Below are 7,677 nucleotides of genomic sequence, written 5' to 3'. Positions count from 1 at the left end.
CCCCCCCCCCCCCCCCCCCCCCCCCCCCCCCCCCCCCCCCCCCCCCCCCCCCCCCCCCCCCCCCCCCCCCCCCCCCCCCCCCCCCCCCCCCCCCCCCCCCCCCCCCCCCCCCCCCCCCGGGAGGGGCGGCCCGCGGGCTCAGGCGGCGGTGGCCTCGGGCACGGCGCGGCCGTCGCGCAGGGCGCGCAGCAGGGCGATGTCGCGGGCATGGCCGCGGTCGGCGCTGGGGGTCTCGACCACCACCGGCACGCCGGCCATCGACGGGTGGGTCATGAGCTCGGCGAACGCGGCCACCCCGATCGAGCCCTCGCCGATCGTGGTGTGCCGGTCGCGCTTGGAGCCGCACTCGTCGAGGGAGTCGTTGGCGTGCACCAGGCCCAGCCGGCCGGGGCCCACGGTGGCCTCCAGCGCGTCGAGCACCGCCGTCGTCCCACCGGGGGTTGCCAGGTCGTGGCCGGCGGCCCACGCGTGGCAGGTGTCCAGGCAGACGCCGACCCGCGGGTGCATGTCCAGCGCCGCGAGGTACGGGCCGAGGTCCTCGACGGTGGCCGCCAGCGACCGGCCGCCGCCCGCGGTGGGCTCGACCAGCAGCCGCGGGCCGTCGTCGGGGAGCGCGTCGAGCACCGGCAGCAGCCGCTCCCGCAGCTGCCGCAGCGCCGCCTCGTAGCGGTCCTCGTCGACGGCCGACCCGGCGTGCACGACGACGCCGCGCGCGCCGAGCTGCACGCCGCGGGCGAGGTCGGCGGCGATCACCTCGACGGAGCGGTCGACGGTGGCCGGGGTCGGGGAGCCGACGTTGACCAGGAACGGCGTGTGCACGAACGCCGGCACACCGCGCTCGGCCAGCCCCGCGACGAAGGCCGCGTCCTGCGCGGGGTCACCGGCGCTGCGCCGCCAGCCGCGGGGATTGCCGACGAACACCTGCACCGCCTGCGCACCGACGTCGTCGGTGTAGCGCAGCCCGCCGGTGGCCAGGCCCCCGGCCACCTGGATGTGCGCCCCGACGGGGGTCGCGCTCACCCGAAGCTGAGCAGCAGGCTGACCTCGCTGCCCTGGTCGACGACGGTGCCCCCGGCGGGGCTCTGCCGGTACACCCGGTCGCCGGTGATGAAGGTCGACGTGGTGACCTGCAGGCCCGCCGCCTCGAGCGCGGCGGTGGCGTCGGCCGCCCGCTGCCCGGTCACGTCGGGGACGGTGACCTGCGGGACGCCGATCGACACCTGGATGGTGACCTCGCTGCCGTAGGGGGCCTCCTGCCCCGGCGCCGGGCTCACCGCCATGACCGCGTCGGTGGCGACGTCGGCGCTGCGGCCCTCGGTGCGCACCACGGTGAAGCCGAGGTCCTCCAGGTTGGCCTGCGCGGCGTCCGCGCCCTGGCCGACCACGTTCGGCACGCCGACCGGCGCCCGGCCGAGGCTGACCGAGACCGTGACCGGCTGGTCGCGGCGCAGGTCGGTGCCCGGCTCGGGGTCGAAGCCGGTGACCGCGCCGGCCGGCACCTCCTCGTCGTACACCTCGGTCTCGGTGAGGACGATCGGGACGCCCCGCAGCCGGTCCCGGACGGTCTCGATCGGCTGGCCGACCAGCGCGGGGTCGACGGTGAAGCGCTCGGGACCCTTGGACACGACCAGCTCGACGTCGGTGCCGCGGATGGCCTCGCCGCCCTCGGGGTCGGCGGAGATGACCACGCCCTCGGGCACGTCCTCGCTGAACTGGTCCTCGGCGAACACCGGGTCCAGGTTGGCGCCCTGCAGCAGGTCGACGGCGGCCGCGCGGTCGCTGCCCACGATCTCGGGCACCTGCGTCCAGCGGCCCGAGCCCATCCACCAGCCGACCGCGCCGACGGTGACGGCGAGGAGCAGCACGACGGCCAGCGCCAGCCGCGCCCGGCGGCGGCGCAGGTGCGGCGCCAGACCCGGCCGCAGCGCCGGCGCGGGACGGCGGCCGCCGACGTCGGCGGTGGGGCCGGCGCCCATGCCGGGCAGCATGCTGGTGCGCCCGCCGCGCCCGCCCGCCGTCGATCCGGACCGGCCGCTGCCGAGCACCTCGGTGCCGGGCTCGTCGGACGCCGGCTCGCTCGGGTGCCGCCGGGCAGGCCGGTTGGTCGGGCGGATGGTGGCCGGGCCCGCCGAGCTGCGGCCCGTGGGCACCGGCACGCGGGCCAGGCCCAGATCGGTGCGCACGTCCTCGAGGTCGGCGAGGAACGACCCGGCGTCCAGCGGCCGGACGGCCGGCTCGCGGCGGGTGGTGCGCTTGACCAGCTCGTCGACCTGCCACGGGACCGCCGGCACCTCCGAGGAGGGCAGCGGGACGTCGTGGTGCACGTGCTGGTAGGCCACCGCCAGCGGGGTGTCGCCGCCGTAGGGCGGGTGACCGGTGAGCATCTCGAACAGCACCAGCCCGGCGGCGTAGACGTCGCTGCGGGCGTCGGCGCGGCCGCGCTCGAGCTGCTCGGGGGAGAGGTAGGCGACGGTGCCGATGAGCACCCCGCCGGTGTGGCTGGTCTGGCCGGTGCCGGTGAGCGCGCGGGCCAGGCCGAAGTCGGCCACCTTGACCGTGCCGTCGTGGCCGATGAGCACGTTCTCGGGCTTGACGTCGCGGTGCACGATCCCGGCGCGGTGCGCCGCGGCCAGCCCGGCGAGCACCGGCTCGAGGACGGCGAACGCCTCGGCCACGGTGAGCCGGCCGCGGGCCTGCAGCAGGTCGCGCAGCGTGCGGCCGCGGACCAGCTCCATGACGAGGAACACCAGGCCCTGGTCGCTGCCCTGGTCGCTGACCGAGACGACGTTGGGGTGGCTGAGCATCGCCGCGGCGCGCGCCTCGCGGGTGAACCGGCCGACGAAGGTCGGGTCGTGCGCCAGGTGCTCGGCCATGACCTTGACCGCGACGGTGCGGTGCAGCCGCAGGTCGGTGGCGGCGTAGACGGTGGACATGCCGCCGCGCGCGAGTCGCTCCTCGAGGCGGTAGCGCCCCTCGAGGACGAGGCCGACCACGGGGTCGGTCACGGCGGTGTCCACGCGACGAGTCTAGGAGCGACCGCCGCGGAAGCCGTCCGCACACGCGGACCGCCGTGCCGGTGGGCACCCTCCCGTCACACCGGTCACGGCAGGGCCCGCGGGGATCAGGGTCCCTGATCGTGCGGCGTCCTCCCTCACGGTGGGACGTGAGGGAGGACGCCCGACGATCAGGTCACCTGATCGTCGGGCGGGCGGGGTCGACGCCTCAGTCGAGCGTCAGACCGGGGTAGAGCGGGTGGGCGGCGACCAGCTCGGCGGCGGCCGCGCGGGTCTTGTCGGCCAGGCCCGCGTCGACGGCGTACTTCGCCTTCGAGGGCGAGCCGTCGCGTGTCGCCGTCGGGCTGGTGTGGGACAGCACGTCGACGACGAGCTCGGCGGTGCGGTCGAACTCGGCGGCGCCGAAGCCGCGGGTGGTCAGCGCCGGGGTGCCCAGCCGGACGCCGGAGGTGTACCAGGCGCCGTTGGGGTCGGCCGGGATCGCGTTGCGGTTGGTGACGATGCCGGCGTCGAGCAGCGCGGACTCGGCCTGGCGGCCGGTGAGCCCGAAGGTCGACACGTCGAGCAGCACGATGTGGTTCTCGGTGCCGCCGGTGACCAGCCGGGCGCCGCGGCGGGACAGGCCCTCGGCCAGGGCGACGGCGTTGTCGACGACGGCCTGCGCGTAGCCGGCGAACTGCGGGCGGCGGGCCTCGGCGAAGGCGACCGCCTTGGCGGCCATGACGTGCGGCAGCGGCCCGCCGAGCACCATCGGGCAGCCGCGGTCGACCGAGTCGGAGTACTCGGGCTGGGCCAGCACGAACCCGCCGCGCGGGCCGCGCAGCGACTTGTGGCTGGTGCTGGTGACCACGTGGGCGTGCGGCACCGGGTCGAAGTCGCCGGTGAACACCTTCCCGGCGACCAGGCCGGCGAAGTGCGACATGTCGACGACCAGCGTCGCGCCCACCTCGTCGGCGATCTCGCGCATCCGGGCGAAGTCGACCTTGCGCGGGTAGGCGGAGTAGCCGGCCATGAGGATCAGCGGGCGGAACTCGCGGGCCCGGGCGGCCACGGCGTCGTAGTCGAGCAGTCCGGTCGCGGGGTCGGTGCCGTAGGAGGACTGGGCGAACATCTTGCCGCTGATGTTCGGGCGGAAGCCGTGGGTGAGGTGACCGCCGGCGTCCAGGCTCATGCCGAGCATCCGCTGGTCGCCGAGGGCGTGCCGCAGGGTGGCCCAGTCCTCGTCGGTGAGGTCGTTGACGTGCCGGACGCCGGCCCGCTCGAGCGCCGGGGACTCGATCCGCTGGGCCAGCACCGCCCAGAACGCGACCAGGTTGGCGTCGATGCCCGAGTGCGGCTGGACGTAGGCGTAGGGGGCGCCGAACAGCTCCCGGGCGTGCTCGGCGGCCAGCGCCTCGACGGTGTCGACGTTCTGGCAGCCGGCGTAGAAGCGGTGGCCGACGGTGCCCTCGGCGTACTTGTCCGACAGCCAGTTGCCCATGGTCAGCAGCACCGCGGGCGAGGCGTAGTTCTCGCTGGCGATGAGCTTGAGCGAGGCGCGCTGGTCGGCCAGCTCGGCGCCGATCGCGTCGGCGACCCGCGGCTCGACCTCGGCGATGACCGACAGCGCGCTGCGGTAGGCGGTCGAGGCGGCGGTGGCGTCGAAGGCGGGGGTCACGTCGGTCATGGGAGGGCTCCTGCGCGGTCGGTGGTCGGCTCTGCCCAGGCGCCCGGCGGGGGAGGTGCAGGCCGCTCCCCGGTGGTGCCCCACCTCGATGCGCCAGTCACGGCCCGCCGCCGATCCTAGCCCGCGACGGCCCCGCGGCCGGGCTGCGTCCTAGGCTCGGACCGTGCCGTCCGACCAGATGCAGACGATGACACCGGCCGAGGTGGCCGACGTCCTGGGGGTCTCGCCCAACAAGGTCCGCCAGCTCGTGCGGGAGGGCAAGCTGCTGGCCGTGCCCGGCAGCGGCAACAGCCGCATCCCCGCGGACTTCCTGCAGGACGGCGCGGTGCTGCGGCACCTGCCCGGGCTGATCACCGTCCTGCGCGACGGCGGGTACAGCGACGCCGAGGTGTTCGAGTGGCTCTTCCGCGCCGACGAGTCGCTGCCGGGGACGCCCGTCGAGGCGCTCCGCGGCGACCGGCACACCGAGGTCACCCGGCGCGCGCAGGCCCTGGCCTTCTGAGGGACGAGGCACCTTTTGAAGGACGAGGCATAGGAAGCTCTCCGCACGCATCGGCGACCGATACGTGCGGAGAGCTTCCTATGCCTGGCGGCGCCGCGTCCTGAGCCGCACGGCCTGGGCGCTCGCGAGCCGGCGGGCGAAGACGCCGAGCCGCCGCGGCTTGGACACGGTCACCCGCCGGTCGAGCACCCGGTAGTCGGCGCGCTCGATCTCGGTGAGGATGCCGCCGTAGAGCGCGGTGGCCGCCCGCACGCAGTCGCGGGACTCCGGCGCGAGCATCGGCGTCCCGGGAGCGGCGTCGTCGTAGCGGCGGCGCACGATCGCGACCATCTCCTGCATCAGCGCCCGGAACCGGGCGTCGTACCGCTTGCCCTCGAGCTGCTCGCGGGTCACGCCGTGCGCGGCCATGACGTCGGCGGGCAGGTAGACCCGGCCGCGGTCGGCGTCCTCGGCGACGTCGCGCAGGAAGTTGGTCAGCTGGAAGGCCTCGCCCAGCGCGATGGCGTGCGGGGCGGCCTCCTCGCGGGTCACGCCGGGCGCGGTGCCCAGGACGGGGAGCACCTGCAGGCCGATCACCGCCGCCGAGCCCCACATGTACCGGTCGAGCGCGGCGATGTCGGCGTAACCGGTGACCGTGAGGTCGCTGGTCATCGCGGCGAGGAAGTCGACGAGGTGCTCGACCGGGATGGCGTACCGGCGGTAGGTGTGCACCGTGGCGAGGCGCACCGGGTCGTCGGACCAGCCGGCCTCCAGCTCGGCCAGCAGCGCCCGTGACCAGTCGGCGAGGTCGGCCTCGGGGTCGGCGCCGGGGTGGTCGACCAGGTCGTCGGCGGTCCGCGCGGCGGCGTAGAGCGCGTGGATCGCCGGACGGCGGTCGGCGGTGAGCAGCCGGGTGGCCAGGTGGTAGCTCTTCCCGTGCTCGGCGTTGACCGCCGCGCAGTACCGGTAGGCGGCGTCGAGCCGGGCCTGCCGCTCGGCCTGCGTGAGCGGCCGCTCGGTGGCGGTCATGCCCGCACCGGCCCGGTGATCCGCTCGGCGGCCAGCCGGCCGGAGATGACCACCATCGGGACGCCGACGCCCGGCTGCACCGACGAGCCGGCCAGCACCACGTTCTCCGGCCCGCGGCGGGGCAGCGTGGGCGTCCGGAACGGGCCGGTCTGCCCGAAGGTGTGGGCCAGGGCGAACGGCGTGCCGGCGGCCATGCCCTGCCGGGCCCAGGTCAGCGGGGTGTCCACGTGCTCCACCTCGATCGCGTCGGTCAGTCCGGTCCAGCCGCGGGCCTCGAGCACGCCGAGCAGCTCCTCGCGGTAGCGCGGGGTCAGCGCGTCCCAGTCGATGCCGGGGTTGCCGCCCGAGCGCGGGTCCAGGTTCGGCGCGGGCGCGACCACGCTGAGCACCTGCCCGCCGTCGGGGGCGAGCGAGCGGTCGGTGACCGAGGGCATGCTCACCAGCAGGCTGGGGTCGCTCATCGGCCGGCCGTCGCGGGTCAGCTCGTCGAACACCTCGCGCCAGGCGGCGCCGAAGCTGATGGTGTGGTGCGCCTGGCCGGGCAGCTCGCCGCGCACCCCGAGGTGCAGGGTGACGCAGGAGGGCGAGTACACCGGCCGGCGGCGGGAGAGGCCGGGCACCAGCCGCTCCGGGACGTCGGCGGTGACGACGACGGCGTCGGCGGGCAGCCGCTCACCGCCCGCGAGGCACACCCCGGTGACCCGCCGGCCCCGGACCTCGAGCTGCTCGACGGTCGCGCCGTACCGGAACACCACGCCGGCGTCCGCGGCCGCGGCGGCCATCGCCCGTGGCACCGCGCCGATCCCGCCCACCGGGTGCCAGACGCCGGCGCCGATGTCGAGCTGGGCGATGACCGCGTAGGCGGCGATGGCGCGGAACGGCGAGACCCCGGCGTAGAGGGCCTGGAAGCTGAACAGCCGCCGCAGCCGGTCGTCGTCGAAGAAGCGGGCCACGTGCGCCGACAGCCGGCCGAACCCGCCGCGCCGGACCAGCGCCCACAGCTGCGGGCCGAGCAGGTCCAGCGGGGTGTCGAGGTTGCGGTCGATGAAGGTGGTCAGCTGCAGCCGGTAGAGCTCGGCGAGGTCGGCGAGGTACCGGCGCAGCGCGGCGGCCTCGGCCGGGCCGGCCAGCGCCTCGACCTCCGCGGCGAACGCGTCGACGTCGGCGTGCACGTCCAGGTGCGAGCCGTCGGCGAACTGCGCCCGGTAGGTGGTCTCCAGCGGCACCAGCGTCAGCCGGTCCTCCAGCCGCTCCCCGACGGCGGCCAGCGTGTCGGCCACCAGCTCGGGTGCGGTGAAGACCGACGGGCCGGTGTCGAGGACGTAGCCGTCGCGGGCGACGACGCCGGCCCGGCCGCCGGGCCCGTCGGCGCGCTCGACGACGGTCACCTCGCGGCCGGCGCCGCGCAGCCGCAGCGCCGTGGCCAGGCCCGCCAGGCCCGCGCCGATCACGACGACCCGGTCGGTCGCCCCGGGGACGGTGCGCAC

General features: G+C 76.3%; 6 protein-coding genes and 1 riboswitch. Of the genes, 1 reads left to right on the top strand and 5 read right to left on the bottom strand.

All coding sequences use genetic code 11. The features are described 5' to 3' along the window. Window positions 1-138: 138 nt before the first annotated feature. From ACI78U_RS14915 to ACI78U_RS14905, 3 genes are all read right to left on the bottom strand, one after another. Window positions 139-1,020 (bottom strand): deoxyribonuclease IV, encoded by an 882-nt coding sequence (locus ACI78U_RS14915; RefSeq protein WP_456876113.1) that lies wholly within the window; start codon window positions 1,018-1,020, stop codon window positions 139-141. Beyond that, a complete protein-coding gene (gene pknB / locus ACI78U_RS14910; RefSeq protein ID WP_456876112.1) occupies window positions 1,017-3,017 on the bottom strand; it encodes a Stk1 family PASTA domain-containing Ser/Thr kinase in 2,001 nt (666 codons plus the stop codon). The genes ACI78U_RS14915 and pknB overlap by 4 nt, the downstream gene beginning before the upstream one ends. Before the next feature lie 205 nt (window positions 3,018-3,222). Beyond that, window positions 3,223-4,680 carry a glycine hydroxymethyltransferase gene (locus ACI78U_RS14905; protein WP_456876111.1) on the bottom strand — a complete coding sequence of 486 codons (1,458 nt, stop codon included), beginning with the start codon at window positions 4,678-4,680 and terminating at the stop codon, window positions 3,223-3,225. Between the two features lie 26 nt (window positions 4,681-4,706). Next, window positions 4,707-4,791: riboswitch (ZMP/ZTP riboswitch) on the bottom strand. Between the two features lie 52 nt (window positions 4,792-4,843). Here ACI78U_RS14905 and ACI78U_RS14900 point away from each other — a divergent pair. Next, window positions 4,844-5,182 carry an Rv2175c family DNA-binding protein gene (locus ACI78U_RS14900; protein ID WP_456876110.1) on the top strand — a complete coding sequence of 113 codons (339 nt, stop codon included), beginning with the start codon at window positions 4,844-4,846 and terminating at the stop codon, window positions 5,180-5,182. Between the two features lie 78 nt (window positions 5,183-5,260). Here the strand turns inward: ACI78U_RS14900 and ACI78U_RS14895 are convergent, their stop codons facing one another. Continuing rightward, window positions 5,261-6,190 (bottom strand): phytoene/squalene synthase family protein, encoded by a 930-nt coding sequence (locus ACI78U_RS14895; RefSeq protein ID WP_456876109.1) that lies wholly within the window; start codon window positions 6,188-6,190, stop codon window positions 5,261-5,263. After that, a complete protein-coding gene (gene crtI, locus ACI78U_RS14890) occupies window positions 6,187-7,677 on the bottom strand; it encodes a phytoene desaturase family protein (protein ID WP_456876108.1) in 1,491 nt (496 codons plus the stop codon). The genes ACI78U_RS14895 and crtI overlap by 4 nt, the downstream gene beginning before the upstream one ends.

The organism is Geodermatophilus sp. SYSU D00710, assembly GCF_054050195.1.
Note: the sequence above shows the minus strand (reverse complement) of the source record. Positions and strands in the feature narration are given on the sequence as shown.